Raw genomic sequence first — 25,040 nt, 5'->3', positions numbered from 1 at the left:
GACCTCACAAGACATCGGTGGTACGTGGATCTGCGAACCCCAGGGCCCTGTGGGTAGATCAACTTTAGGGCAGCCGTTCCGGCGCTCGTCACAGGGGTGACGACCGCGCGTTCGCCCTGGTCTCACAGGTGCTTCCCGCTGATTGCGAAGAAGACGGTGGAACCAGAACCTTGATCGGAAATGGCGCTCATCCCGATACGATCGGCCCCGCGATGCCTTCCCTCGACGCAGGAGGCCCTGCCGTGGTGGTGTTCGTGGGCGCCGGCTACGCATCGGGCTTGTCGTTTGCCGTGCGCCGATTCTGGGGGCGCCGAAGGCCACGGCGCTCGAGATGTTGCGGGTCACCGGGCTCCGGCGACTGGCTCCTGGGTGAGCCGCAGCGACAGGTAGTGGCCGATGCCCGTCACCCTCGTGTGGCGCACCTTCCTGCGCTTGAACTCCCTGAAGCCGAGCTTCTCATACAGCCGCAGCGCCGGCGCGTTGATGTCGGAGACCTCCTCCAGCACGTACTCGTCGTACTGCGGCAGGGCGAGCAGATGCGTCAGGATGGCCGTGGCCACGCCCCTGCCCCTGAACCTCGCTCCCGTCGCGACGAACTCGAGCGAGGCCAGCCCCTGCCTGGCGTACGGCAGGAGCTTCTGGAACTCCCGCCTGAACACGAAATCGGCGATCGTACCCTTGACGGGCCCGAGATGCCGGCGTAGCTGGGCCGCGTCGTGCCTGACCGACAACTGCCTGCCGTCGGTGCACGCGACGATGCCGGCCGGCTCCCCGTCGATCAGGGCGACGTAGAACAGGTCGAGCACCAGCATGTGCGCGACGGCGTCGGCGAGCCGGTCCCGGTCCTTGGAGAAGAAGACCAGGTCGGGGCCGAAGCCGTCGGCGAAGACGCCGGCGATGGCTCTGCGCCGGCCCTCGCCCAGGTCTGCGGCCCGGCGGATCTCGATCATCGTTCGTCCTTTCCTCGTCGGGCGATGAGCGCCTCGACGCCGTCGAGCAGCAGGTCGAGGCCGAAGGTGAAGTCGTGGTCCTCGACCCACTCCTCGGCGTGGCCGAAGCCGTGCGAGCGGAGCGCCGCCGACAGGCCCGGATACTCCTGGGCGTCCACGAACCGTGTGAGCATCGCCGTGTACGCGCTCAGCCCCGCCAGGGCGGACTCGTCGGCCGGGCCGCGCATGTCGTGGGCGAGCGTGGCGGCGCTGACGGCGTAGGCCGACAGGGTGCTGCTGATGTTGACGCCCTCTCCCGCGTCCAGCCCGGCGCGGGCCAGCACGGTCAGCGACCGGTCCAGCCAGCGCAGCACGCGCGGCCCCATGGGCGGGGTCAGCGGTGAGACCTCCAGCAGCCACGGGTGGCCGAGCAGGAAGTCGCGGTTGGCGCGCGTCCAGGCGGTCAGGTACTCGCGCCACGGCAGGTCGCCGGGCTCGGGCGGGGCCGGGGCCGCCGCGTCGGCCATCGCGGTGAGCAGGTCTTCCTTGCTGCTGACGTAGCCGTACAGCGACATCGTCGAGACGCCCAGCTTGGCGGCGACGCTGCTCATCCGGACCCCGGCCAGCCCTTCGGCGTCCGCGATCTCGATGGCGGCGTCGGTGACGCGGTCAAGGCTCAGGCTGGGGCGCGGCCCCCGGCGCGTGGCGGGCTCCCTGCCCCACATCCGCGCGACGACCGTCGGCATCTCCTGCTCAGCTTCGATGACGCACCTCCATTAATACCGTACTTCACACACTGTAGCCTATACGGCATTTCCGGATGACCCCGCCCGTGAGGAGGTGGTAGCTTCGTCGAAACGCCGACCTGGTGAGAGGCCCCGTGCACGGACGGATCCCCTGGTACAGCCCGCCTTCCATGACCGAGGAGCAGCGGGCGGTCCACGACGAGATAACCGGCGGGCCGAGGGCGGCCGGCCCCCAGGCGTTCCGGTTGACGGACCGGGAGGGCCGCCTGGAGGGCCCGTTCAACGCGATGCTGGCCGCCCCAGGGGTCGGCGGCCCGCTGCAGCGGCTGGGCGCGGCGATCCGGTACGCGACGGCCCTGCCCGGCCGATGGCGCGAGATCGCGATCCTGGAGGTGGCGCTCGCGCGCCGCAGCGACTTCGAGTGGTACGCCCACGAACGCGTCGGCAGGAACGCGGGCCTGACCGAGGAGGAGCTGTCCGCACTGCGTTCGCAGGCGGACGCCCCGACGTTCGACGAGGCCGAACGCACTGTGCGTTCCGTCTGCCGGGCGCTCGTCGCGCAGCGCGACCTCGACGACGACCTCTACGCCCGCGCCGAGGCCGCCCTGGGCACGACGAGCCTGTACGAGCTGGTCGTCCTGGTCGGCTACTACGACACGCTGGCGCTGTCCCTGGCCACGTTCCGCACCCCGCTGCCCGCGGGCGAACCCCCGGTCTTCGCGACCGAACCCTAGTTGGGGTTGCCGGCGTGGGTGAGGGTCTCCCAGGCGACGAAGAGGTTGTTGGTGCCGGCGGGACGCTGCCGTTCTGTGAGGGTCTGGGTGTTGGTCATCGCGATGCCCAAACGGTTGTTCAGGGCGTTGAAGCCGACCTCGGTGACCGGCCCCAGGCCCAGGGTGAGGCTCCCGCCGCAGAGCCACGACGGGACGGCGGTGCCGAGCTGGTACTTGGCGTGCAGGCCGAGCGTGTGCCGCAGCCGGTCGGCGATCTGGGGGTAGAGGTCCTGGCCCTGGATCCTGGCCGTCTCGGCGATGTGCGCGATGGCGGCCAGGCCGTACCCGGTGTGGGTGAAGTCGCGGCACGTCTCCTGGGACAGCCCGTCGACGAAGGTGTCCTGCCCCTGCCAGTAGTCGACGACCTCGTCGCGCGTGTCGATGCCGCTGCCGACGGGGCCCTTGGGGAAGGCGCCGTCGGTGGTGAGGTACACGTAGGCGGGCAGCCGGGCCATGAAGGTGTTGACGGCCTTGTCATAGGCGGCCTTGTCCTGCAGGAACACCGCGATCCCGAGCGCCGCGGCCGTCATCGTCAGCTCCCAGTTGCCGTTCGTGCGCAGGCTGCCGTTGATCACCTTGGGCAGGTAGACGTTCCTGAGCATGGTCGAGAAGCGGTTGACGCCGGTGGCGGACCAGCCGGTGTAGGTGTAGCGGATGATCTCGGCCGCTCTGGGCCAGGACGATCCCGCCCAGCCCGTCTGGAGGGGCGCGTTGCTGTTGGTGTGGTCGGTGATCACGGCGGACCAGGCGTCCATGATCTGGATCGCCTTCTCGGCGTAGCGGCTGTCCCGCGTGATGTACCAGGCCAGTGCGGTGGTGTAGGCGGCCAGCGCGTCCTGGCGCTCGTCCGTGCAGCCGTTGTTGGGGTTGGAGTACGGGCCGCACTCCACGACGGCGCGCGGCTTCGGGGCCCGCGACAACGACGCGAGCGGGCTGGCGATCATCTGATCGTAGGCGCTCTTCCACGGTTGGGCCCCGGCGTTGACCTTGGACCGGACGAAGTCGAGCTGGGCCCTGCTGACGAGCACGCCGGGGTGGGCGAAGGCGGCCGGCGCGGCCGTGGCGGCGGCGGGCTGGGGTGCGACTGCGATGATCAGGGTGATGGCCAGCACAATGGCGAGTGACAGCCGGCTGTGGGGACGGGCCACGACTCACTCCTTATTTAGGAAAGTTTCCTAAAGGGCGGTGAGATCGTAACCCTGACTCAATTTCTTGACAAGAGAGAACGAGGCGTAGGTCACCTTCGGCTGAGGGGCCACGCGACGTCGTCGACCGCGAGAAACGGCGAGACCGCGACCGTGGTCGGCGTCATCCCGGTGAAGGCCATGACGTCTCTGTGAAGGTGAGACTGGTCGGTGTAACCGCTCTCCGCCGCTACCAAGGCGGCACTGTGCCCGGCGGCGAGACGGTGGGCGGCGTGGTCGAAGCGGATGAGCTGGGCGACACGCTTGGGAGTGAGGCCGACCTGGGCGCGGAAGCGGGACCAAAGGCGCTTGCGGCTCCATCCGATCTCGGCGACCAGTCGTCCGACACGCACCCGCCCTCGGCTGGCCACCATCTGCCGCCAGGAGAAGGTGACTTCCGGGTCGACAGCGCGGCCCGCGTCCTGTCGCCGAGCCAGCGCGGCCTCCGCGATCGCGAACCGGTCCTCCCACGACCCGGCGGCACGCAGGCGTTCCTGGATTCGCACGGCCTCTCGTCCCCAAAGATCATCGAGGGCGACCACCGTCCCGCCCAGCTCCGAGGAGGCGCCCAGGACCGCGTGTGCGACCATCGGCGAGAGCCGCAGTTGGAGGCACTCGGAGCTTCTGGCCAGCCCCCGCCCTCGAGCCCTGTCGGGCGCGAGCCCGACGACGACGCGCTCTCGCTGCCGCGCACCACGGCCGTCTTCGACGACGAGTGGTTGGTCTCCGAGGTTCAAGAGCACCGTGACCGAGGGGTGCGGAACCAACGCCACGTCGCGGAACTCATTCGACTGATCGCCGAACCCCGCCATCACGACCCCCGGCAGTCGGCCAGGACGCGACGGGACCGTGATCTCCCATCGAGGCGCACCGGCGCGAAGCGGCTCGGCTGATCCCACGACGACATGGTAAGAGCCACTTCGCGCCGGCCACAACGCGGCGCCAGACGGGTCGCCATGTCGAGCCACGCGATCCCCGATCAACGTCGGCCGGCCCACATCTCGCGCTCGGCGCCGTCGGGGTCGTCGACGACGGTGATCCCCTCGTCGATCAGCGCGGTGGACCGGTCGGCCAGGGTGTATCGGGGCCAGCCCGGGTGGCCGCCGGCGACGAAGCGGACCCAGGCGCTGTGGGCCGTGTCGGCGACGACCCGTGATGGTTCGTCACCGATGAGGGGGCGGCTGGACGCATCGTCGAGGAGGTCGAACACGTACGGGAGTTCCACCGCGTGGGCGGCGCCGAGGCGGCCGGCGAAGCTCGGAGATTCGTGGTCGAAGCGGTACATCCAGGTGTCGGCCTCGCCGGCCTCGAGGCGTGCCTCGGCGACCCGGATCGCCGGAACCCGGATGAAGCAGTCGGTGGTCACGGCGGCGAGCAGGTCCCCGTCGCTCGCTCCCGGCCGGGCCGCCCGGTAGCGCTCGACCGTCCCGTCGGGCCCGCCGAGCGCGCCCACGACCGAGGAGAGCATGCGCTCATCGATGATGTCGATCATGCCGGTGGGGACGAGGCCGATCCGGGTGTCGTCCCGGTTCCACCCGGTCAGGAGCCGCACACCGCTGCCGGCGCCGCTTCTCAACGCGTCGAGAGGGTGGTCGGGGAGGGTGTCGCCGTCGACGACCGGGGCGAAGGGCAGCCTTGCCCACGTGGCCGGATCCGGGCCGATCTGGTCCTCCTCGACGAGGGCGGACGCCGCCCGCGCGAGCCGTCCGGCCGGCACCTCGCCGAAGCCTTCACGGGTCGGGGCCACCCCGAGCGACTCGGCCAGCCTTGAGGCGACGCCCGCGGCGGCCTCAGCCGTGAGCGTCTGGGCGCTCGCCCCGCTCTGGGTGACCGCCTGGCGGAACAGTCCTCGGGCGCGGGGCATGGCCAGCAGGGTGCTGACGCTCATGGCCCCGGCGGACTGGCCGGCGACGGTCACCTTCCCCGGATCGCCACCGAAGGCGGCGATGTTGTCCTGGACCCACTCGAGCGCGGCGATCTGGTCCAGCAATCCCAGGTTGGCGGTGCCGTCACCGAGATAGACAAAGCCCTCGGCGCCGAGCCGGTAGTTGATCGTGACGCACACGACCCCGTCGCGGGCGAAGGAGGTGCCGCGGTAGCCGGCGACGGATCCGGACCCCTTCGTGAACATGCCGCCGTGAATCCAGACCAGTACCGGCAGGCCGGCTCCCCCGGGGTCGGGGGTCCACACGTTGAGGTTCAGACATTCCTCACCGGGGATCACGACCTCCGGGAAGAGCGGATCACCGTTGCCTTTCGGGCAGGTCGGCCCGTAATCGGTAGCGCTGCGCTCGCCTTCCCACCGGATGGGCGGCTCGGGGGGCCGCATGCGGCGCGCCCCGAAGGGCGGGGCGGCGTACGGGATCCCGAGGAACGCCGCCACTCCCTGGTCCATCCGGCCTCGCAGCCGGCCATCGGCCACCTGAACCTCCGGCGCGCTGTCCACGGTCCTCGTCACCTCTCCTGTCGCTTGGAGCTCCACGCGATCGAGCATCACAAGCTCAGGGCCAGGGTGTCTTGGACAAATGTTTCGGGGGCACCGAACACCGGTCGCCCCGAATATCAGGGATATAGCCTGGCTTGGTGCGATTTGGGGTGCTGGGGCCGCTGGCCGTATGGACCGACCGTGGCGAGCCGGTCGCGATTCCGGGCCGCATGGTGCGGGCCCTGCTGGCCGACCTGCTCGTTCACGAGGGACGTCCGGTGTCGGTGGACCGGCTGGTGGAGGACCTGTGGGGCGAGGCGACGCCGGCCGACCCCACCTCCGCCCTGTACGTCCGGGTCTCGCAACTGCGCCGTGCCCTGGCGGGGGCGGAGCCGGGCGGCCGTGACCTGGTGGTGTCCCAGCCCCCCGGCTACCTGCTGCGGGCCGGCACCGACGCGGCGCGGTTCGCGTCCCTGGCCGAACAGGCAGGTCAAGCCGACGATCCGCGGACGCGGGCCGGGCTGCTGGCCGAGGCGCTGGGCCTGTGGCGGGGTCCCGCGCTGGCGGACTTCGCCGACGAGGAGTTCGCCCAGGTGGCCGTGGCCCGGTGGGAGGAGCAGCGGCTGGCCGCCGTCGAGGCGCACGCCGAGGCCCGGCTGGCGCTGGGCGAGCAGCACGCGCTGGTCGGCGAGCTGGGCGAGCAGGTGGCCAGGCACCCCTACAGGGAACGGCTGCGGGCGGCCCACATGCGGGCCCTGTACCGGACCGGCCGGGCGGGCGAGGCGCTGGACAGCTTCCAGGAGGCCCGGCGCGCACTCGCCGCGGAGCTGGGCCTGGAGCCGGGCCCCGAACTGGTCGCGCTGCAGCGGGCCATCCTGACAGGCGACCCGTCAGAGGACGCCCCGGCGCCTGCGTCGCGGCCGGTCAAGCCCACCACCAACCTGCCGGCGCCGGTGACCGAGCTGATCGGCCGCGAACAGGCCGTTCAGCGGGTACGAGAGCTGCTGACGACCGGCCGGCTGGTCACGCTCACCGGGCCGGGCGGGGTCGGCAAGACGAGCGTGGCGATCGCGGTCGCGCGGGCTTCTGCACAGGCGTACCAAGAGGGCGTGTGGCTGGTCGACCTGACCGCGTGGGACGGGCGGGGCGACCCGGCCGAGCTGGTGCTGTCGGTGTTGTCCATCCCCGACGTCCAGGGTGAGGCGGAGTCGGCCGGCGCGCGGCTGGCGGGGTCGCTGCGCGAGCGGCGCATGCTGCTGGTGCTGGACAACTGCGAGCACGTGATCGAGCCGATCGCCGAGCTGGCGGGGGCGCTGCTGCCGGCCGCGCCCGGCCTGCGGGTGCTGGCCACCAGCAGGGAGCCGCTGCGGCTGCGCGGCGAGGCCCGCTGGGAGCTGCCGCCGCTGGAGGTCCCCGACACCGACGACCCCGATCGGCTGGCGCGCGCGTCGGCCGTGCGGTTGTTCCTGGCCAGGGCGGGGTTGGGCTCCGACCATGAGAGCGTCGCCGGGGTGGCGGAGGTGTGCAGGCGGCTGGACGGCATCCCGCTGGCGCTGGAGCTGGCCGCCACCCGGGTGCCGGTGCTGGGCGTCCAGGAGCTGGCGGCCCGGCTCAAGGTGCCGCAGGACCGGTTCGGGCTGCTGGGGGCCGGGCCGAGGGACGCGCCGGAACGGCAGCGCACCCTGGCCGCGGTGATCGACTGGAGCTGGCGGCTGCTGGACGAGCCCGAGCGGGCCGTGCTGCGCCGGCTGGCCGTGCACGCGGGCGGCTGCACCCTGGCCTCGGCCGAGGTGCTCTGCTCCGGTGACGGGGTCTGCTCAGGCGAGGTGCTTGACCTGCTGGCGGGGCTGGTGGACCGGTCGTTGGTGGTGCGCGGCGACGGGCCCAGGTTCCGGCTGCTGGAGTCGGTGTACGCGTTCTGCCTGGGCCGGCTGCGCGACAGCGGGGAGGAGGAGGCGCTGCGGCGCCGGCACGCCGACCACTACCTGGCACTGGCGGAGCAGGCCGAGGCGTGCCTGCGCGGGCCCGGCCAGCGCGAGTGGCTGCGCCGCCTGGACGCCGAGGCCCCGAACCTGCGCGCCGCCCTGGAGACCTACCGGCGCGCGGGCGCGGCCGAGCAGGCGCTGCGGCTGGCCTCGGCGCTGACGTGGTACTGGTTCCTGCGCGGCCGGCTCACCGAGGCGCGCAGGGCGCTGGCCGAAGCACTGGCCGTGAAGGGCGAGGCGCCCGCTTCGGTACGGTCGTGCGCGAAGGCGTGGCACGCCGGCCTGGCGATCCGGCAGGGCCAGGCGGGCCCCGAGCAGGTGGCGGAGGTTCTGCGCGGGTACGACGACCCGCTGGGACGGGCCAGGGCCGAGTGGTTCCTGGCCACGGCGATCATCGACTTCGGCGACGAGGCGGCCACCGGGGAGCTGCTCGAACGGGCGCTGGAGACGTTCGGGTCGATCGGCGACCGGTGGGGCGAGGCCGCGGTGCTGAGCACCCGAGCCATGCTGGCGCACATGCGCGGCGACCCGGCCGCGCTGGAGCACGACGCCAGGCGCGGCGCCGAGTTGTTCGGCGAGCTGGGCGACGACTGGGGGGTGCTGCAGGCCACGGACTGGCTGATCGGCCTGGCCGACATGACCGGCGACCACGCGGAGGCGGCCCGGCTCAGCCGGGCCGGCCTGCGGGTGGCCGAGGAACTGGGGTTGTGGTCCGACGTGGCCGGCCGGCTGGGGTGGCTGAGCTGGATCGGGGTGCAGGAAGCCGACTACGTACCCGCCTACGAGCACGCCGAACAGGCCAGGCGGCTGGCCGCCGAGCAGGGGCAACGGGCCACGGAGGTGTTCGCCACGATCGGCCTGGCGTTCGCCGCCCGCCGGGGCGGCAGGCTCGACGCCGCCGAGGAGCACCTGCGGCGGCTGCTGGAGGCGGCCAGGAAACAGCAGGCCGACGGGGGCGTCCCGCCGTACCTGTCGATGGTGCTGGTCGAACTGGGGATGCTGGCCGCGCAGCGCGGCGACCCCGCCTCGGCGCTGACCTGGCACCGTGAGGGCTTCGACGCGTACCGCGACCAGGGCTCGGAGCTCGGCATGGCGTGGGCGCTGGCGGGCATGGCCGCCGCGACCCTCCTGGAGGGGCGGCCTGATACCGGCGCGCGGCTGCTCGGCGCGGCCGAGGCCGCCCGGCGCAGGGCCGGGCAGCCGCTGTCGGCTTCCGAGCGTGACGAGCTGGCCCGGATCACGGCCGAGGTCGAGGCCGCCGAGCCCGGCTTCGCCGCCCTCGCCGCCGGTGGCGGCGAGTTGACGCCCGAACAGGCCCGGTCCCTGGTTTACTTCGGCACGTAGACGTGCACGACGATCCCCGACTCGAAGCGGTCCACGTCGGCCAGCTTCAGGTGGGTCGTGTCGAACCCCGCGCCCTCGAACAGGTGCTTGCCCGCCCCGACGATGACCGGGAAGTACCAGAAGTGGAACTCGTCGACCAGGCCGTGCTCGACGAGGGTGCGGTCCAGCTCGCCCGTGCCCCACTTCGCGATGTTCCCGCCGGGCTGCTCCTTCAGCTTCGCGACCTCCTCGGCCACGTCGCCCTTGATCAGGGTGGCGTTCCAGGCGGTGGCCTCGGTCAGGGTCCGCGAGGCCACGTACTTGGGCGTCTTGTTCATCATGTCGGCGTCGGGGCCCTCGCGGCCCGACCATGCCTCGGCGAACCCCTCGTACGTCACCCGGCCGAGCAGCAGGGCGTCGGCCGAGGCGATCAGCTTCGCGGCGTAGCGGGCGTGGTCCTCGTCCCAGTACGGCTGGCCCCAGTGCTGCGGCTCGGCCCGCGAGGCCGTGGACGGGCGGGTGTCGTCGATGATGCCGTCCAAGGACACGAACGTCGACTCGATGATCTTGCGCATCGGGGTGCTCCCTCTGGTCGCTGCCGGCGGCTCCCGCGCCGCCGGCCTGATGACGACCAGACTGCTGGAGGGACCTTACCGATTCCTTCCCGTCACCCTTACCGGCGAGATGATCAGCCCTTGAGGCCCGTGTGGGCGAGCCCCTCGATGAACTGGCGCTGGGCCAGGACGAAGACGATCAGGATCGGCACGGCGGTCATGGAGGCGGCGGCGAGCTGCACGTTCCACATGGGCCCGCCGTAGGCGTCGACGAACTGGGTGAGCGCCTGCGGCAGCGTGAACATGTCGGGGGTGGACAGGTACACGATCGGCTCCAGGTACAGGTTCCAGGAGTGCAGGAAGGTGAAGATGGCCACGGCGCCGAGCGCCGGCCGGGCCAGCGGGAGCGCGACCCGGTAGAAGGTGCCGAAGCGGCCCAGACCGTCCACCCTGGCGGCCTCCTCCAGCTCCCCGGGCAGCGTCAGGAAGAACTGCCGCATGATGAAGGTGGCCAGCACGCTGGGCGCGCCCAGGATCGGCACCACGATCAGCGGCCAGTGGGTGTTGACCAGGCCGAGCTCGTTGAACATCTGGAACAGCGGCACGATGGTGACCTCGCTCGGGATGAGCAGGCCCACCAGCACGACGACGAACAGCACGTTCTGGCCGGGGAAGCGGATGCGGGCGAAGGCGTAGCCGGACATGGCGGCCACCGCCATCGTGCCCGCGGTCACGACCGCGGCGATGTAGAGGCTGTTGAGGTACTGCTGTCCGAACGGCTGCATCTCGAAGACCCGGCCGTAGGTGGACAGGTCCCAGACCTGCGGGATGAGGGAGAAGTCGAAGATCTCGCTGATGGGCTTCATCGACGTGGTGATCATCCACCAGGTCGGGAAGACGAACGGCACGCAGAGCACGCACAGGACGCCGTACAGGATGATCTTAAGTCTCAAGGAAGACCCACTTCCTGCGCATGCGCCACTGCAGGAGCGTCAGGGCCCCGACGATGAGGAACAGCAGCACGGAGATCGTCGCGCCGTAACCGAAGTGATGGAACGGGAACGCCTGCTGGTAGAGGTAGTAGACGAGCACCGTGGTCGAGGTTCCGGGACCGCCCTGGGTGAGCACGGCGATCTGGGCGAAGACCTGCAGCGAGCCGACGACGGTGATGATGGAGGTGAGCAGGACCGTGGGGCTGATCATCGGCAGGGTGATCCGGCGGAACCTGGTCCACGCCCCGGCGCCGTCGAGTTGGGCGGCCTCGTAGAGCTGCTTCGGCACGCCCTGCAGGGCGGCCAGGAAGAGCACCATGTTGAGGCCGACGTTCTTGATCACCTGGACGACGATCACCGACAACATGGCCGTGCCGGAGTTGCGCAGCCAGTTGGGCCCGCCGCCGAACAGGGCGTTGATGCCGCCGGAGGGCTGCAGCAGGAACTGCCAGACGATCGTCCAGGCCACCAGCGACACCAGCACCGGGGAGAAGAACAGCGCGCGGAAGACCACGGTGCCGCGCAGCTTCTGGTTGAGCAGCACGGCGAGCAGCAACGCCAGCGTGAGGTTGAGCACGACCAGGCCGGCCGAGAAGATCGCGGTGGCGCTCAGCGAGTCGCGCAACTGCTGGTCGGCGACCAGCTTGGCGTAGTTGTCCAGGCCGACGTACTCGAAGGTGCCGGCCAGGACGTTCCACTCGTTGAGGCTGAACCAGCCGACGAGCGCCAGCGGCAGCAGCACGAACAGCAGGCTGCCGACGAGTTGCGGGGTGATGAGCAGGTAGCCGACCAGGTTGTCACGGCGTCTGACGGTCCAGAACCGGGTGGAGGACCGGCGCTTGGCCACCCGCGCGGTGAGGGTGGCCATGCTCACGACCCCAGCAGCGGCTGGATCTTCGCGCACACGCCGTCGAGCACCGTCTTGACGTCCGCGCCCGGCTGCCACATGGGGTCGAGCGCGGCGCGCGCGGTCTGGATGAGCTCTTCCTGCCCCTTGTGGTTGGGCTTGACCACGCCCTTGGCGATGCCGTCGACGACGACCGACTGGAGCTGGTCGGGCTTGAGCAGCGGGTTGGACTTGGCCAGCGTGTCCACGTTGAGCAGCGAGGAACGGGCAGGCGGGAAGAACTGCGCGAGCTTCGCCGAATTCGCCGAGTTCGTGAAATATCCGAGGAAGTCGGTGGCGAGGTCGGCCTGCGGCGACTTCTTCACCACACCGATCCCCGCCTGGCCGATCACGGAGTACTCGCCGGCGGGGCCGTTCGGCAGCGGCATCAGCGTCCAGTCGAATGTGGCGTCCTTCAGCAGGCCGGCGCGGGAGATCTGGGTGATGACCATCGCCGCGTCGCCCGCGTAGAAGTCGACCGTCGTGCCGGGGCCTGGCAGCGCCTTGTCCGTGAAGATCGACTTGTGCAGGAACGTCATCGCCTCAACCATGGCCGGCTGGTTGAACCCGCAGGTCACGCCGTCGTCGCTCCACGCCTTGGCGCCCCAGCCGTTCCACAGGCTGGCCAGGTTGGTCCAGTTCTTGTAGTCCCAGTCGCCGACGACCAGCCCGGCCTTGCCCTTCTTGGCCACCGCCGAGGCCGCGGTCATGGCCTCCTGCCAGGTCCAGCCCTTCTCGGGGACCTTCTGCCCGGCCTCGCGCAGCAGGTCGGTGTTGACGAACACGCCGAACGGCGAGGTGGAGAACGGGTAGGCGTACAACTCGCCGTCCTTCTCCCACAGCCTGGTCGCGGCGGGCACGAGCTCGCCGGTGTTCTCGATCTTGCTCTTGAGCGGCGCGAGCGCGCCGGAGGACACGAAGTCGGGCGCCGAGCCCTCCAGGATCCAGGCCAGGTCGGGCGCCTTGCCACCGGCGATCTGCGTGGTGAGCGTGGTGGTGTAGCTCTCGATCGGGATCGACTCGAAGGTGACCTTGGCCTTGGTGTAGCCGGAGGCGATCTCGTTGAACAGCTTCAGGTGGTCCTCGTTGGCGGTCCAGATCGACATGCGCAGCGTCGCGGGACCGGACGGCTGCGCCGCTTGCTGTCCGCCGCCCCCGCAGGCGGTGACAAGGGTCAACAGGGCAACAGTGGGGATCAATGCCCTCATGGTGAATCTCCCTAATAACCGGTGACGTCGGGCCAGCGCAGCTCGACGCCATCTCGGGTGAGTCTGTGCTGGAAGTCGGCGAGAAGGGACTCGCTCTCTCGTACGGCGTGCGGCGTGGTCTCACGGTCCAGGCAGAACGCCGCCAGGGCGCCCACGGCCTCGCCGATGTTCCACTCGACCGGGTGCAACCGGTAGGCGCCGTTGGTGATGTGGGTGGTGCCGATGTTCTTGGAGGCGGGCAGCAGGTTGGTCGCGCGGCGCGGGATCAGCGCGCCCAGCGGGATCTCGAACGGCGAGCTGGCCACGTCGATGTAGTTGTCGCCGCCGGTCGAGGGGTGCAGGTCGATGCGGTACATGCCGACGCCGACCGAGTCGGGGTAGCTGACCGCGCCCTTGTCGCCGCGGACGGCGAGCGACAGGTCCTGCTCCACCACCGTGTAGAGGGCCTTGATGCGCCGCGACTCGCGGATGTAGGGGGCCTGGGCGAGCCCGTCGGCGCTCCCGGTGACGTCGCCCCGCAGCCGCAGCCCGGGGAACCCGGCCTCGGTCTGCATCCAGTACAGCACCGAGCGGGACAGCTCGCGCGCCGCCTTGAGGTGCCGCTCGGCGTCGGGCACGTCGATGACCGGCCCCTCCAGGTAGTCGATCATCGGCCAGTTCACCAGCGTGATGTCGCTGGCGTAGGCGCCCTCGGTGAAGTTCCTGCGGGCGGCGATCCGCCGGAAGGTCCACAGGTTGCCGTCGCCCGGGTTGACCCGCTGGTCCGCCTCGACGAGCAGGGGGTCGTCGTCGGGGTTGGGGGTGAAGGCGCGTTCCATGATCTCCAGCGTGCGCGGGTGCGGGCAGCGCCACGACAGCAGCCGGTCGCCCCAGAACGGCGGCTGGTACTCACGCCAGAAGTCGTAGGTCTCCGGCTTGTCGATGGTGTGGTCGCCGTCGACGTGGTCGATCGCGAAACAGACCGAGACCGCCTGCATGTTGAGCGGCTGCGCCTCGGCGGGGGCGCTGGGCTCGTCGGTGTCGGCCTGCGACTCGAACCCGGTGACGTACTCGGTGCCGGTCAGCGGCAGCAGTTCGCCGGTCTCGGTGGCGTCCAGGATGAACGGGGCGCTCGCCCACACCTCCCGGCCCTCGCCGCTGAGCAGCACCGCGCTGACCCGGTCGCCGTCGCAGGAGGCGGCGATCGGCCGGTAGGGCTGCAGCACGCGCAGCCGCCCCGAGCCCCGGTAGGGCGCCAGCATCGACTCGATCACCGCGACCGCGACGCGGGGCTCGTGGCAGAGCCTGCTGACGTGCCCGCCGCCCGGGTTCAGCTCCCGTTTGGCCCTGGCCGCCGCGGTGAGCGGGTAGTGGTCGCGGTAGTACTGGCGGATGCCGTCGCGCAGCGCCCGGTAGCTCGCCGTGACGCCGAACCGTTCCACCCATGAGTGCTCGTCCGGGGGCACCGCCTGGCTGGTCAACTGGCCTCCCAGCCAGGGGTGCTCCTCCGACAGGAGCACGGTGCGGCCGGCCCGCAGCAGGGCCAGCGCGGCGGCCACGCCGCCCAGCCCGCCGCCGACGACGACCGCGTCGGCCTTCATCTCAACCACGTGGGAGTTACCTTCCGATCAGTGTGGAGCCCTCGATCAGCTCACAGGGCAGCAGTTCCTGAGGTGTCCCGCCGGTCTCCAGCACCGTGGTCAGCAGCTCGACGGCCCTTCGGCCCATCTCGCGCCGCGGGATGACGAAGCCGGCGAAGTCGATGTCGGAGTGCACCGGCCGGGTGGCCGAGCCGAGCGTGACCACGGACAGGTCGCCGGGGATCGCCACTGCGCGCTCCGCCGCCGCCTGCACGAAGACGACCGCGTCCGCCTGCTCCTCGAAGAAGGCGACCGTGGCCCCGGTCGCGCGGACGGCGTCGAGGCTCGCCTGACGGCCGACCTGGAGCCCCTCGACGCCCAGGTCGGCCACCGCCGCGCGGAAGCCGCTGTGGCGATCGGCCCAGGACTCGGCGCCCTCCCCCGCGCCGACGTAGACGAGCCTGCGGTGCCCGAGCCGCACGGCCCGCTCCACCAGCACGCGCGTGACCGACGGATAGTCGGCGCCCACGTAGGGGACCGGCCCGCCCGCGTCGTCGCGGCGGCCCACCGACACGAACGGGATCTGGTCGGCGATGAGCCTGGCCAGGTCGTCGCGGTCGACCGTGCGGCCCAGCAGCACGCACCCGTCGGCCAGGCGGACGCGGCTGTCCTCGTTGAAGATCCGCCGCTTGTTGCCCGAGGCCCGCGCGCTGGTGAACAGCAGCAGGTCGCACCCGACCTCCTCGGCGCACTCCTCGATGCCGACCAGGAACGGGTGGTAGAAGTCGGCGCTGGTGGCGGGGAAGACCGCCTCGTAGGTGAAGACGCCGAGGATGCGGTTGCGGCCCTCGGCCAGCCTGCGGGCGGCGGGATCGGCGATGTAGCCGGTCTCCCTGATCACCCGCAGCACCCGCTGCCGGGTCTCGGGTGAGATGCGCACCTCGCTGTCCGCGCGGTTGTTGAGCACCAGCGACACAGTCGTCTGGCTCACTCCCGCCATGCGGGCGATGTCCTGCTGGGTTAGGCGTCTTGCCACGATCCGTCTCCTCGGATAATGCGCATTAGCGACGAGTGTGGAACCTCACCGAGCGCGGCGTCAAGAGGTGATAGCCCAGTAATAATTCGCATTACCAGGAAAACGACCGGCTAACCGCCCTTGGTGAAGTGCAGCGACCAGTGGGGGTTGTCGGCGGTGTCGAGCTGGGCGAGCAGGCGCGCGGGACGGCCGGCCTGGTCGATGATCGTGACCCGGTCGTCCTGGTAGATCAGCAGGTGGTCCTCGTTGAACCAGCCCCACAGCACCGACCCGGCGGGCAGCGGCACGCGGGCCTGGCGGGCGCCGGTGGCGGTGTCGAGCAGGCAGGCGGCCGCGGCCTTGCCGGGGCAGATCGCGGCCAAGCGCCGCCCCGACGGCGAGAACCACTGGTCGGTGTTGTCGGGCGCGACGGCCTCCCGGTAGGTGCGCAGGAGCGCGCCGTTCAGCCCGTACGCCCCGACCTCCGTCTTTCCCGCCCGCCTGGCCACGCCGGTGCCGTCGGGAAGCCACACGTAGGAGGAGTTCGTGCCGGTATCGGGGGTCTCGACGCGGGTGAGCGTGCTGCGCCGGGCGGCGACGTCCACGACGACCAGGCCCACGACCTCGTCCTCGGTGGAGGCGGTCAGCAGCAGCCGCCTGCCGTCCCTCGACCACTCGGGCGACTTCACCAGCAGCGGCGGGTTCACGGTGGGGACGGAGAAGCGGGTGCCGTTCACCCGGTCGGTGAACTTCACCTCGTTCGGATTGTCCGGCGCGTACTGCGGATAGGCGTAGACGGCGGCGAGCAGGCGCCCGTCGGGCGACAGGACCGGGTCGCGGTACTCGTCGAGCCGCTGGAAACCGGTGCTCCCCCTGTCGCGGACGTACGCGGGCCTGCCGATCTTGCCCTTCTCCTCGAAGGCGAACGAGGTGATCCTGATCGGGTCGGAGGGGTGCTCGTGCAGCGTCGCGGGCAGCCCGGGAACGGTGAACGTGCTGGTGGCGGCCGGGGGCGGGCCGTTCAGACGGGCGGCCACCGGGGTGGGTGAGGGCGTGGGCCCCGGGGGCGGCTGCGCGGCAAGGTTGCGGGCCACCACGACCATCGCCAGCGCGAACGCCACGGCGCCGGCCCCGGCGAGCAGGCGCCGTCCGCGTCGCCGCGCGGGGGCGGGCGCGGCGGCGGCGCTGCCCTCCGACAGCAGCCGTTCCGACGAGGGCTGCCCGGCCGGCCTGCCGAGCAGCCGGAGCAGCACCTCGCTGGCCCTCGGCCTGACCGCGGCGTCCTTGGCCAGGCAGGCGGCGGCGATCTCGCGCAGCTCCCCGTCCAGCGCGCCGAGGTCGGGGTCCTGGTGCAGCACCCGGTTGACGATCGCGGCCAGCGACTCCGAGCCGAACGGCGGCTGCCCGGTGGCCGCGAAGACCATGGTCGCGCCCCAGGCGAACAGGTCGGTGGCCGGGCCGACGCCGGCGTCGTCGAACTGCTCGGGCGCCATGTACGCCGGCGTCCCGATCGGCCCGCCCGCGGTCGCCTCGCCGCCCACCACGCGGGCGATGCCGAAGTCGATGACCCTCGGCCCGTCGCCGGCCAGCAGCACGTTGCCGGGTTTGAAGTCGCGGTGCACCACCCCGGCCCGGTGGATGGCGGCCAGCGCGGTGATCGTGCCGATGGCCAGCCGGTGCAGCTCACGGCCGCGTACCGGCCCCCGCTCGCGCACCGCCACCTGCAGCGAGGGGCCCTCGATGTACTCGCTGACGATGTACGGCACGCCGTCCGAGGTGCCCGTGCGCAGGATCTGGGCGGTGCAGAAGGAAGCCACCTGGGGCAGCACCTCGGCCTCGCGCCGGAACCTGGCCGCCGCCTCGGCGTCGGGCACGGCACGCAGCACCTTGATCGCGACCTGCTCGTCGCCGTCCCCTTCTGCCAGGAAGACCACGCCCTGGCCGCCCTCGCCGAGCCTGCCCCTGATCCGGTAGCCGCCGAGGTTGCCGGGGTCGCCGGGCAGCAGCGCCGTGGCCTGCGGCATCCCGGTTCAGCCCTTCGTGAAGGACAGGGTCGGCAGCAATCGTTCGTCGCTCCTGAGGTCGGCGAGCACGCGGGTCTGTTTCCCCTTGAGGTCGACGACGCTCAGGCGCAGGGTGTTCTTTCCCGTCCAGACTCCGTTGACGAGGTGGGTGTCGTCCCACCAGCCGATCATGTACTGCTTGGCTGGCCCGGGGACGGTGGCCCGGCGCTGCCCCGTGGCGGTGTCCCACACGCAGATCGGGGCGCGCGGGCAGGAGGTGGTGACGAACATCCGGCCGGACGGCGAGAACCACTCCTCCCCCACCACGTGGCCGACCCAGTGCATGCTGCGGGTCACCTGGCCGGTCAGGTCCCTGAACCGCAGGCCGAGCTGGGATTCCGGGGTGGTGTAGAAGCCGGCCACGCCGGTGCCGTCCGGGGTCCACTTGTAGGTCGGCGCACTGGGGTTGTCCTTGGTCTGCTCGGGCTCCGAGGTCGGCACGAACGTCGAGGTCCTGGCCTCGACGTCGAGCATCACGAAGCCCTGGGTGAAGGGGATGCGCTGTTTCAAGTCGCTTCTTATGACGCTGAGGAGCAGTTTGCGGCTGTCGCGCGACCATTGGGGGAACTGGGCGACGTCGGGCGCGGCGGCCACAGGAAGGGAGAACCGGGCGCCGGTGCGCCGGTCGGTGAAGGCGACCTCCTGCCGGTCCGACACGCTGAAGTACAACTCGTTCACCACCGCCAGCCACCGGCCGTCGGGAGAGATCTCGGCGCCGACGTTGGGCCCGCCGGCGCGTTCGAAGGTGTCCGAGCCCGGGACGCGGGCGTAGACGGCAGACCGTTTGTCCGCCTCGCCGATCCGGAAGGTAGCCAGCTTGACCGGGTCCGCCGGGTGCTCGTACAGCGTGCCGCCGTTGGGGAGGGCGATCCGCCTGGTGGTCTGCGGCACGGTCACCGAGGCCGACGGGCTGGGCGCGGCCCCGGTCGTGGACAGGGCGGCCGGCGACGCGGCGGGCGCGGGGCGCGGCTCGGGCCGGTCCTGGGTGATCAGGTACGTGGTGCCGCCGGAAACCAGCGCGACGGCCAGGCCCGCGGCGACGAGAGCGGCGATCCTGGGCCTGATCCGCCGGGTCGGCCGATCGGGCGGCGGCTCGGACGGAAGCGCCAAGTCCAGCGCCCCGGAGTAGCCGATCAGCCGCAGCAGGGCGTCCTCGGCGGTGGGCCGCTCGGCCGGCTCGGCCGCCAGGCAGTCGGCCACCAGGTCGCGCAGCATCCCCTCCAGCGGGCCGAGGTCGGCCGCGCCGTGCAGCAGGCGGTTCACCCGGGCGGTGGTCGAGCCGCCGTCGCCGAAGGGCGAGGAGCCCGTCGCGGCGAAGGCCATGGTGGCCGCCCAGCCGAACAGGTCGCCCGGCCGCTGCGCGGGCAGGCCCTTCAACTCCTCCGGGGTGCTCCACGTCAGCGTGCCCGCGTCCACGGTGGCCTCGTCGAGGGGCTCGTGGCGGTCCGTTCCCGTGGCGGGATGGCGCAGCCGGGGACCGTTGGGGCCGAGCAGGACGGTGTCCGGGCGCACCGCGCCGTGCACGATCCCGGCCCGGTGCAGCGCGGCCAGCCCGGTCATCGTGGCGATGGACAGCCGTTGCAGCGCGGCGCCTGTCAGCGGGCCGTGTGCGCCGACCTCCGTCTCCAGGTCGGGCCAGTCGACGTCGTCGCCCACGACGTAGCCGAGGCCGATGATCTCCTCAAGGGGTGTGTCCGGCATCGCGCTCACCTCCTGGCCCAACTCACGCGTAGGTCCTGGTACTGCTTGCGGGCGACGGTGAGCAGGAGCCGCTGCGGCCGGCCGCGCAGGTCCATGGCGACCAGCCGGACCGGCTCCGCGCTCGGGTCGAGCACCATCAGGTGGTTCTCGTCGTACCAGCCCCAGAACTCCGGGTTCTGGTAGAAGACCGCGACGCTGGCGCGGCGGCCGCCCTCGGCCATGTCCCACACGCACATGGTCCCGCCGCTGGGGCAGGACGTCTCGAACAGGGTCCCGCTCGGGGAGAACATGCGCGCACCGCCGGTGAAGCCCACCCAGTTCAGCGTGCGCGTCTCGCGTCCCGCCAGGTCGCGGAGCCGCATCCCGAAGCCCGCGTCCGTCTGGTAGGTGATCGCGACGCCTTCGCCATCGGGGAGCCAGGCGTACTGGCCCCGGCCCTGGTGGGTCTCCTCGTCGGTGTCGAGCGCCGTGGCCTTCCTGGCGGCGAGGTCGAGGATCGTGAACCCGGTGGGCACCGGCGCCCCGTCGGAGTCCTTGCCCGCTCCCTGGGCGGTGGTGAGCAGCAGCCGGCGGCCGTCTCTCGCCCAGGTGGGGCGCCGGGCAGGGCCGACGTCGACGGTGAACCGGTCACCGCCGGTCCTGCTGATCATGGTGACCTTGCCGGAGTCGAGCAGGGCCAGCCAGTCGCCCTCGGGGGAGACGGCGATCTCCTCGGCCTTGTCCTTGAGCGCCTGGAAGCGGTTCGAGCCGGGGGTCCGGACGTAGACGGTGTCGTCGTAGCGGTAGGCGGCGACGCGCAGCGCGTCGGCGGGGTCCTCGAACAGGGTGGCCTTCATGCCGGGTAAGGCGACCCCCGCGGACGGCGAGGGCGGCGGCGACGGGGTGGGCTGCGCCGACAGCGTCACCACCGACGGCGGGCGGGTGGTGGACGCGGCGGCGACGGCGGTGGTGGCCGGGGACGGACGGGTGCGTAAGGCGTACACCGTGCCGGCCGTGGCGACGGCGACGACGAGCCCGCCCGCGACGGCCAGCGCCGCGAACCGCCACGATCGCCGCTGTGGCCGGGGCGGTTCGGAGATCTCCGCCAGTTCGGCGGGCGCGGCCGTCAGCAGGGAGTGCCCGACCAGCCGGAGCAGGACGTCGGCCGCCGGCGGGCGGGAGGCGGGGTCCTTGGCCAGGCAGTCCGCGACGACGCCGCGTAAGTGATCGTCCAGCATGGTCAGGTCGGGCTCGTCGCGCAGGATGCGGTTCGTGGTCGCCGACATCGAGCCGCCCTCGAAGGGGGCCTGGCCTGTCGCGGCGAACACCACGGTCGCCGCCCAGGCGAACACGTCGGCGGCGGCCGCGGGCGCGTCTCCGTCGAACAGCTCCGGCGCCATGAAGGCCAGCGTGCCCACGGCGCGGGTCGCGCCGCCCTCGGTGGCGGCCAGCGCCTGGGCGAGCCCTGCGTTGATCATCCGGGGGCCGTCGGAGCCCATCATGACCTCGCCTGGCCCGAACGCGCCGTGCACCGTGCCGGACTGGTGCAGCGCCACCAGCGCGGTCATCGTCGCGATGGCCAGCCGGTGCAGCGCCGCGCCGCGCAGCGGTCCCGTTTCGGCGATCACGCCTCGCAGGGTGTCGCCGTCCACGTACTCCATGACGGCGAACGGCAGGCCGTCGGCCACCCCCGCGTCCAGGATCCGCACGGTGTGGTAGGCGTCCGGCAGCCGGATGCGACGGAGCTCGTCCGCGAGTCCGGCCGGCTCGGACCGGAACACCTTGATCGCCACGCGCTCGCCGGAGGCCGATCTGGCCGCGTACACGCCGGTTTCGGACAGGAGGCCGTCGAGCGGGTAGGTTCCCAGCCGCGTCGGATCCTCCGCACGTAAGGACGCCATTTCTGGCATTACCACCTCCAGTCCAGACAACCGTAGATGAGTCGCCCACCCCTGCAAAAGACGGATGGACGTGTCGCTGCGGGAAACAATCTTCGCGGGAGATGTCACAGGGCGCGGGGGTGCCTTGTCTTAGCTTGCGACCTGGCGGCCGACGAGGCCGCCGGCGGACGGAAGGCGTGTCATGAAGATCGTGATCATAGGCGGAACGGGGCTGATCGGCTCGAAGCTCGTGGCCAAGCTCAGCGAACGCGGCCACGAAGCGGTGGCGGCGGCGCCGAAGACGGGGGTGAACACCCTCACCGGAGAAGGGCTCGCCGACGCGCTGGCCGGCGCGTCCGCGGTGGTCGACGTGTCGAACTCGCCGTCCTTCGAGAGCCAGGCGGCGCTGGAGTTCTTCCAGACATCCACGGGCAACCTGCTCGCGGCGGAGGCGGCGGCGGGCGTCGGCCACCACGTCGCGCTGTCGGTGGTGGGCACAGAACGGCTGATCAGCAATGGCTACTTCCGCGCGAAGATCGCCCAGGAGAAGCTGATCGAGGGCTCGTCGATCCCGTACTCGATCGTGCACGCCACGCAGTTCTTCGAGTTCGTGCGCGGCATCGCCGACGACGCCACCGACGGCGGCGTGGTGCGGATGGCGCCGGTCCGCTTCCAGCCCATCGCGGGCGACGACGTGGCAGAGGCGCTCGCCGGGGTCGTGCTGGGCGCGCCGCTGAACGGGCGGGTCGAGGTCGGCGGGCCCGACCAGGTCAGGATGGACACCTTCTTCCGCGAGGCGCTGGCCGTGTGGGACGACCCGCGCGAAGTGGTGACGGACCCGCACGCACGCTACTTCGGCAGCGAGTTGGAGGAGCGGTCCCTGGTGCCGGGCGACGACGCGCGCCTCGGCAGGACCCGCTACAGCGACTGGCCCGGCAGCAAGTGACGAGAGGTCTCCGTGGCTGACGACGCCCAGGACCCGTGGACGATGGACCTGCGGGAGGCGGAGGCGGCGTTCCGCGCCGCCCGGCCGCGCCTGTTCGGGATCGCCTACCGGATTCTGGGCAGCGTCAGCGAGGCCGACGACGTGCTGCAGGAGGTCTGGATCCGCTGGCAGACCTACGACCGTTCCGGCGTGCGCAACGCGGAGGCGTTTCTGGCGACCACGACGACCAGGCTCGCGATCAACGTCCTGCAGTCGGCGCGGGTCCGCCGCGAGTCCTATGTCGGCCCGTGGCTGCCCGAACCCGTGGACACCAGCGCCGACCCGGCGCTGGGCGCAGAACGCGGGGAGGCGCTGGAGGTCGCGACGCTGATGCTGCTGGAGCGGCTCACCCCCACCGAGCGGGCGTCGTACGTGCTGCGCGAGGCGTTCGACTATCCCTACGACGAGATCGCCGAGATCATCGGCCACTCGCCGGCGAGCGTGCGCCAACTGGTGAGCCGGGCACGAAGACATCTGGCCGACGAACGACGCGCGAGCGTCGCGACCGCCGAGCACAAGCGGTTCCTGACCGCGTTCGTGGCGGCGGCGGTTCGAGAGGATGAGTCTCGCATGGGCCAGGACGAGCACCACCTCGTCGTCACCGCGTTCGGGACGGCCTGGGAGAGCGGCGACGCCGGAGCGCTGTCGGCGCTGCTCGATCCGGACGTCACGGCGCTCAGCGACGGCGGCGGCAACGTGCGCACCGCCCGGCGCCCGGTCCGCGGGGCGAGCAGGACCGCGCGTTTCCTGATCGGCGTGGTGGCGCGGCGGCCCGGCGTGGAGATGAGGTCGCACGCCGTGAACGGCAGGACCGGGCTGGTGCTCCGGCAGGAGGAGGTCGTCGTCGGGGTGATGAGCTGCGGCGTGCGGGACGGAAGGATCACCGACGTGTGGCTGGTGCTCAACCCCGACAAACTTCGCGGCTGGAACGACTAGGGCTCGATGCCCTTGCGCAGAAGCAGCCAGGCCCGCTCGGCGGTCTCGCGCCGGAGCTCCGCCGGGATCTTGGCGAGCAGCCCCGCGATCATGCCGACGGCCGTCACCAGGTCCTCGGTGGTGACGTGGTCGCGCACCCGCCCGGCCGCGCGCGCCTCGGCCAGCCCGCTCTCCAGCAGCGCCGCCACCTGGTCGCGCAGGGCCATGATGCGCCCGTCCTTGGCGCTGACCATGTCGATGAACGCCGTCGAGGCGATGGCCTGCTCGGTCATCAGCGCCATCATGTCGTCGAGGGTCATGCCGGGCTCGGCGGCCCGCGCCTCCAGCGCCCTGATGCCGTCGTCGAACACCGCCAGCGCGAGGCTGACCCGGTCGGGGAAGTGCCGGTAAAGGCTGCCCTGGCCGACGCCGGCCGCCCGCGCGATCGAGGTGAGCGGCGCGTCGTATCCGTCGGTGGCGAACAGCTCGCGGGCCGCAGCGATGAGCGCCGCGCGGTTCTGGGCGGCGGCGCTGGGGCCTCTGTTGGGGCGACGCGCGTGGGGCATGGCAGATACCGTAGCAACCGGACGCAAATGTCCGGTTGACTGGCGAGTCCACTCGACATCGGTGGTGGGCGGGGTTACGGTGACAACCGGACGATGCAGTCCGGTTTGCTGCTGCCGCACGTCACGCGTTGAGGAGATACCGAATGAGCCAGAGCCCGCCGGTCCTGAGCTATCCGATCCCGAGCAGGGCGCCGCTGGAGCCGCCCAACGAGTGGGCGGAGCTGCGCCAGGGATGCCCGGTCGCGCGGGTCACGTTGCCGAGCGGTGACGAGGCCACGCTGCTGACCCGCTACGACGACGTCAAGCAGGTGCTGGCCGACCCGCGCTTCACCCGCCTGCTCACCGCCCCCGACGCGGCCCGGTTGTCCGACAGCGAGGACGGCGGGCTGTTCAACAGCGAGATGGCGGCGATCATCCCCGACAGCGGCGAAGGCCACCAGCGGTGGCGGCGCCTGGTCGGCAAGTACTTCACCGCCAAGCGCATGGCCGCGCTGCGACCCGCCATGGCGGAGATCGCCGAGCAGCTCATCGACGACATGGTCAAGCGCGGCCGGCCGGGCGACCTGCGGGCGGCCCTGGGTTTCCCGCTGCCCGTGTACGTCATCTGCGACCTGCTCGGCGTCCCCGCGGCCGACCGGGACCGGTTCGCCTACTGGTCGGACACCCTGCTCAACCTGACCAAGTTCGGCAACGCCGAGATCGACGCCGCACAGGCCGAGTTCATCCAGTACATGTCCGAGCACGTGGCCGCCAAGCGGGCCGAGCCGAGCGACGACCTGCTCAGCGAGCTGATCAAGGAGAGCGCCGCCGAAGGCGAGGGCCTGACGGACCTGGAACTGCTGGCCACCGGGATGGGCCTGCTCGTCGCCGGGCACGAGACCACCGCCAACATGATCGGCAAGATGGTCGGCATGCTGCTGGCCGACCGCACCCGGTGGGAGCGGCTGCTGGCCGACCCGTCCCTGGTGCGCTCCGCCGTGGAGGAGTCGCTGCGCTTCGACGCCAACTCCGGCTTCGGACTGCCGCGTTACCTCAAGGAGGAGACCGAGGTCAGCGGCACGGTACTGCCCCGCGGCACGACGGTCATCTGCAGCATGGCCGCCGCCAACCGCGACGAGGACGTCTTCGACGGCGCCACCGACATGGACCTGAGCCGCAGCCCCAACCCGCACCTGGCCTTCGGCTCCGGCGCCCACTCCTGCCTCGGGCAGTCCCTGGCCCGCACCGAACTGCAGGTCGTCCTGGAGGTGCTGCTGCGCAAGCTGCCGACCCTGGAGCTGGCCGTGCCGGTGGAGGAGCTGAACCGGGTGGAGGGCCTCGTGGTCGGCGGGCTGAGCGACGTTCCGGTGCGCTGGTAACGCCGGGCTCACAG

General features: G+C 71.6%; 20 protein-coding genes. 5 read left to right on the top strand and 15 right to left on the bottom strand.

Annotated features, from left to right (window positions below; translation table 11 throughout):
• Window positions 1-341: 341 nt before the first annotated feature.
• Window positions 342-950 carry a GNAT family N-acetyltransferase gene (locus ACFOY2_RS49695; RefSeq protein WP_379535179.1) on the bottom strand — a complete coding sequence of 203 codons (609 nt, stop codon included), beginning with the start codon at window positions 948-950 and terminating at the stop codon, window positions 342-344.
• Window positions 947-1,675 (bottom strand): TetR/AcrR family transcriptional regulator, encoded by a 729-nt coding sequence (locus ACFOY2_RS49690; protein WP_379535178.1) that lies wholly within the window; start codon window positions 1,673-1,675, stop codon window positions 947-949. Before ACFOY2_RS49690 ends, ACFOY2_RS49695 begins: the two co-directional genes overlap by 4 nt.
• 170 nt (window positions 1,676-1,845) lie before the next feature.
• Between ACFOY2_RS49690 and ACFOY2_RS49685 the strand changes: the two genes are divergently transcribed.
• Window positions 1,846-2,409 (top strand): carboxymuconolactone decarboxylase family protein, encoded by a 564-nt coding sequence (locus ACFOY2_RS49685; RefSeq protein ID WP_379535177.1) that lies wholly within the window; start codon window positions 1,846-1,848, stop codon window positions 2,407-2,409.
• Here the strand turns inward: ACFOY2_RS49685 and ACFOY2_RS49680 are convergent.
• The 3 genes from ACFOY2_RS49680 to ACFOY2_RS49670 form a co-directional block, all read right to left on the bottom strand.
• Entirely contained in the window at window positions 2,406-3,596 is a 1,191-nt protein-coding gene (locus ACFOY2_RS49680) for an alginate lyase family protein (RefSeq protein ID WP_379535176.1), read from the bottom strand. The genes ACFOY2_RS49685 and ACFOY2_RS49680 overlap by 4 nt on opposite strands.
• A gap of 89 nt (window positions 3,597-3,685) precedes the next feature.
• A complete protein-coding gene (locus ACFOY2_RS49675; RefSeq protein ID WP_379535175.1) occupies window positions 3,686-4,531 on the bottom strand; it encodes an AraC family transcriptional regulator in 846 nt (281 codons plus the stop codon).
• A gap of 80 nt (window positions 4,532-4,611) precedes the next feature.
• A complete protein-coding gene (locus tag ACFOY2_RS49670; RefSeq protein WP_379535174.1) occupies window positions 4,612-6,090 on the bottom strand; it encodes a carboxylesterase/lipase family protein in 1,479 nt (492 codons plus the stop codon).
• 125 nt (window positions 6,091-6,215) lie between these two features.
• On the opposite strand from ACFOY2_RS49670, the gene ACFOY2_RS49665 reads away from it, so the two are divergent.
• Window positions 6,216-9,386: a BTAD domain-containing putative transcriptional regulator gene (locus ACFOY2_RS49665; RefSeq protein WP_379535173.1), complete on the top strand. Its 3,171-nt coding sequence runs from the start codon at window positions 6,216-6,218 to the stop codon at window positions 9,384-9,386.
• Here ACFOY2_RS49665 and ACFOY2_RS49660 read toward each other — a convergent pair.
• From ACFOY2_RS49660 to ACFOY2_RS49620, 9 genes are all read right to left on the bottom strand, one after another.
• Complete coding sequence (locus ACFOY2_RS49660; protein ID WP_379535172.1) at window positions 9,371-9,940, bottom strand: dihydrofolate reductase family protein; 570 nt, start codon at window positions 9,938-9,940, stop codon at window positions 9,371-9,373. The two genes, ACFOY2_RS49665 and ACFOY2_RS49660, sit on opposite strands and share 16 nt — an antisense overlap.
• A gap of 113 nt (window positions 9,941-10,053) precedes the next feature.
• Complete coding sequence (locus tag ACFOY2_RS49655) at window positions 10,054-10,872, bottom strand: carbohydrate ABC transporter permease (RefSeq protein WP_357815639.1); 819 nt, start codon at window positions 10,870-10,872, stop codon at window positions 10,054-10,056.
• Entirely contained in the window at window positions 10,862-11,779 is a 918-nt protein-coding gene (locus tag ACFOY2_RS49650) for a carbohydrate ABC transporter permease (protein ID WP_379535171.1), read from the bottom strand. Before ACFOY2_RS49650 ends, ACFOY2_RS49655 begins: the two co-directional genes overlap by 11 nt.
• 2 nt (window positions 11,780-11,781) lie before the next feature.
• On the bottom strand, window positions 11,782-13,005 hold the full coding sequence (locus ACFOY2_RS49645; RefSeq protein WP_379535170.1) for an ABC transporter substrate-binding protein: 1,224 nt from the start codon (window positions 13,003-13,005) through the stop codon (window positions 11,782-11,784).
• An 11-nt stretch (window positions 13,006-13,016) separates the two neighbouring features.
• Window positions 13,017-14,585: an FAD-dependent oxidoreductase gene (locus ACFOY2_RS49640; protein WP_379535190.1), complete on the bottom strand. Its 1,569-nt coding sequence runs from the start codon at window positions 14,583-14,585 to the stop codon at window positions 13,017-13,019.
• A 16-nt stretch (window positions 14,586-14,601) separates the two neighbouring features.
• On the bottom strand, window positions 14,602-15,600 hold the full coding sequence (locus ACFOY2_RS49635) for a LacI family DNA-binding transcriptional regulator (protein ID WP_379535169.1): 999 nt from the start codon (window positions 15,598-15,600) through the stop codon (window positions 14,602-14,604).
• A gap of 110 nt (window positions 15,601-15,710) precedes the next feature.
• Complete coding sequence (locus tag ACFOY2_RS49630; protein WP_379535168.1) at window positions 15,711-17,603, bottom strand: protein kinase domain-containing protein; 1,893 nt, start codon at window positions 17,601-17,603, stop codon at window positions 15,711-15,713.
• 6 nt (window positions 17,604-17,609) lie between these two features.
• Window positions 17,610-19,343 carry a protein kinase domain-containing protein gene (locus ACFOY2_RS49625; RefSeq protein ID WP_379535167.1) on the bottom strand — a complete coding sequence of 578 codons (1,734 nt, stop codon included), beginning with the start codon at window positions 19,341-19,343 and terminating at the stop codon, window positions 17,610-17,612.
• 5 nt (window positions 19,344-19,348) lie between these two features.
• Complete coding sequence (locus tag ACFOY2_RS49620) at window positions 19,349-21,223, bottom strand: serine/threonine protein kinase (protein ID WP_379535166.1); 1,875 nt, start codon at window positions 21,221-21,223, stop codon at window positions 19,349-19,351.
• Between the two features lie 181 nt (window positions 21,224-21,404).
• Between ACFOY2_RS49620 and ACFOY2_RS49615 the strand changes: the two genes are divergently transcribed.
• Window positions 21,405-22,148, top strand: coding sequence for an SDR family oxidoreductase (locus ACFOY2_RS49615; protein WP_379535165.1), 744 nt, complete (start codon window positions 21,405-21,407; stop codon window positions 22,146-22,148).
• Between the two features lie 12 nt (window positions 22,149-22,160).
• Entirely contained in the window at window positions 22,161-23,123 is a 963-nt protein-coding gene (locus tag ACFOY2_RS49610; protein ID WP_379535164.1) for a sigma-70 family RNA polymerase sigma factor, read from the top strand.
• Here the strand turns inward: ACFOY2_RS49610 and ACFOY2_RS49605 are convergent.
• A complete protein-coding gene (locus ACFOY2_RS49605) occupies window positions 23,120-23,668 on the bottom strand; it encodes a TetR family transcriptional regulator (RefSeq protein WP_379535163.1) in 549 nt (182 codons plus the stop codon). The two genes, ACFOY2_RS49610 and ACFOY2_RS49605, sit on opposite strands and share 4 nt — an antisense overlap.
• Before the next feature lie 143 nt (window positions 23,669-23,811).
• Here ACFOY2_RS49605 and ACFOY2_RS49600 point away from each other — a divergent pair, with 143 nt between their 5' ends.
• Window positions 23,812-25,026, top strand: coding sequence for a cytochrome P450 (locus tag ACFOY2_RS49600; RefSeq protein WP_379535162.1), 1,215 nt, complete (start codon window positions 23,812-23,814; stop codon window positions 25,024-25,026).
• Window positions 25,027-25,040: the final 14 nt, after the last annotated feature.

It is taken from the genome of Nonomuraea purpurea (genome assembly GCF_042650645.1).
In the GTDB taxonomy this organism is placed as follows: domain Bacteria; phylum Actinomycetota; class Actinomycetes; order Streptosporangiales; family Streptosporangiaceae; genus Nonomuraea; species Nonomuraea purpurea.
The sequence above is the reverse complement of the archived record's forward strand: the minus strand, read 5'-3'. Positions and strand labels throughout refer to the sequence as shown.

Bases quoted from the DNA above. Each gene is read 5' to 3' on its own strand.
- ACFOY2_RS49690 (WP_379535178.1), bottom strand. From the start codon at position 1,675: ATGCCGACGGTCGTCGCGCGGATGTGGGGCAGGGAGCCCGCCACGCGC.
- ACFOY2_RS49660 (WP_379535172.1), bottom strand. From the start codon at position 9,940: ATGCGCAAGATCATCGAGTCGACGTTCGTGTCCTTGGACGGCATCATC.
- ACFOY2_RS49620 (WP_379535166.1), bottom strand. From the start codon at position 21,223: ATGGCGTCCTTACGTGCGGAGGATCCGACGCGGCTGGGAACCTACCCG.
- ACFOY2_RS49640 (WP_379535190.1), bottom strand. From the start codon at position 14,585: ATGAAGGCCGACGCGGTCGTCGTCGGCGGCGGGCTGGGCGGCGTGGCC.
- ACFOY2_RS49685 (WP_379535177.1), top strand. From the start codon at position 1,846: ATGACCGAGGAGCAGCGGGCGGTCCACGACGAGATAACCGGCGGGCCG.
- ACFOY2_RS49625 (WP_379535167.1), bottom strand. From the start codon at position 19,343: ATGCCGGACACACCCCTTGAGGAGATCATCGGCCTCGGCTACGTCGTG.
- ACFOY2_RS49630 (WP_379535168.1), bottom strand. From the start codon at position 17,603: ATGCCGCAGGCCACGGCGCTGCTGCCCGGCGACCCCGGCAACCTCGGC.
- ACFOY2_RS49605 (WP_379535163.1), bottom strand. From the start codon at position 23,668: ATGCCCCACGCGCGTCGCCCCAACAGAGGCCCCAGCGCCGCCGCCCAG.
- ACFOY2_RS49695 (WP_379535179.1), bottom strand. From the start codon at position 950: ATGATCGAGATCCGCCGGGCCGCAGACCTGGGCGAGGGCCGGCGCAGA.
- ACFOY2_RS49615 (WP_379535165.1), top strand. From the start codon at position 21,405: ATGAAGATCGTGATCATAGGCGGAACGGGGCTGATCGGCTCGAAGCTC.
- ACFOY2_RS49650 (WP_379535171.1), bottom strand. From the start codon at position 11,779: ATGGCCACCCTCACCGCGCGGGTGGCCAAGCGCCGGTCCTCCACCCGG.
- ACFOY2_RS49600 (WP_379535162.1), top strand. From the start codon at position 23,812: ATGAGCCAGAGCCCGCCGGTCCTGAGCTATCCGATCCCGAGCAGGGCG.
- ACFOY2_RS49645 (WP_379535170.1), bottom strand. From the start codon at position 13,005: ATGAGGGCATTGATCCCCACTGTTGCCCTGTTGACCCTTGTCACCGCC.